The sequence below is a fragment of the Sphingomonas sp. S-NIH.Pt3_0716 genome (assembly GCF_003950715.1).
Lineage (GTDB): Bacteria > Pseudomonadota > Alphaproteobacteria > Sphingomonadales > Sphingomonadaceae > Sphingobium > Sphingobium yanoikuyae_A.
In genome coordinates this window covers 1-1,367 of sequence record NZ_QLJK01000103.1, presented here as the reverse complement: position 1 = coordinate 1,367, position 1,367 = coordinate 1, and the positions used below count along the sequence as shown (strand labels likewise).

Sequence of the window (1,367 nt, the reverse complement as noted above, 5' to 3'; positions counted from 1 at the left end):
GTTGGTGCTGGGCCTCGACGATCTCGATGTTGCCCGCGCTGAACTGGAAGCCTTGGCCGAGCAGGCCGCGGCCGCAGCGGGCCAAAAGAAGGAACGGGCGCGAAGGGAGCCTGGGACAGCACGGGCGTCGCTGCCGGCGCATCTGACCCGCGTTGAGGAAGTGATCCTCCCTGACGAGACGGAATGCCCCTGCTGCGGAGGCGCGCTGCACTGCATCGACAGCGACATATCAAGCCGGCTCGATGTCATCCCTGTCCAGTATCGCGTTATCGTGACGTCCCGACCGAAAATGGCGTGCCGGGCATGCAGCGATGGCGTGTTCCAGGCGCCTGCGCCCAAGCATGTGGTGCCAGGCGGCCTGCCCACCGAGGCGCTGATCGCCGATGTTCTCGTCAAGAAATATGCCGATCACACTCCCTTCTACCGGCAGGCACAGGCACTGCGGCGCCAGGGTATCGAGATCGACAGGGGAACAATGTGTAACTGGGCAGGCAGAGCCGCCGCCTGGCTCGGCCGCCTGACCAGCCGGATGAAGGCCGACCTCCTGTCGGGCGCGAGGCTGTTCGTTGACGAGACCACGGCCAAGGTCCTGGCTCCCGGCACCGGCAAGGTGAAGACGGGATATCTCTGGGCGATCGCTCGTGATGATGGCGCGCATGGCGGCACCGATCCACCGGCCGTCGCCTACACCTACATGCCAGGTCGCGGGAAAGTCTGGGCGGAAAAGCTGCTCGGGGACTTCACCGGCATCGTCCAGTGCGACGGCTATGGCGCGTACAAGCATATCGAGGCGCCGGACCGAAGGGCCGGTCCCGGAACGCTCGCTTTCTGCTGGGCACATGTCAGGAGGGGCTACTTCGACGATGCCAAGGGCGGCAACGCACCGGTCGCCGATGAGGTGCTGCGGCGGATCGCCGGGCTCTACAAGATCGAGGCGCGTATCCGAGGCTCCAGCCCCGAACACAGACTGGCGGTGCGCCAGGCTGAAGCCGCTCCGATCATCTCGGACATGCTGCCATGGCTCAAGGAAATGCTGCCCAAACTACCCCGCGGCTCCCATACAGCCGAGGCCATCGGTTACACACTCAACCACTGGAAGGGCCTCGTCCGCTTCCTTGAGGATGGACGGATCGAGTTGGATAACAATACCGTCGAGCGCTCAATCAGGCCAATTACCCTCCAGCGGAAAAATGCCCTGTTCACAGGCCATGACCTGGGGGCTGAAAACTGGGCAACCTTCGCCAGCCTCATCGAAACATGCAAACTGGGCGGTATCAACCCGCAGGCCTACCTCGCCGATGTCCTCGCACGCATCGTCCTGTGCGGCGACACAGATCCCATCGATGATCTGCTCCCCTACAACTGGG

The 1,367-nt window shown here is 63.8% G+C and carries 1 protein-coding gene; it reads left to right on the top strand.

Annotated features, from left to right (window positions below; all coding sequences use genetic code 11):
* Positions 1–1,367, top strand: a 1,367-nt coding sequence (gene tnpC, locus BRX37_RS26200) for an IS66 family transposase (RefSeq protein WP_125990359.1), incomplete at both ends; no start/stop codon positions are given.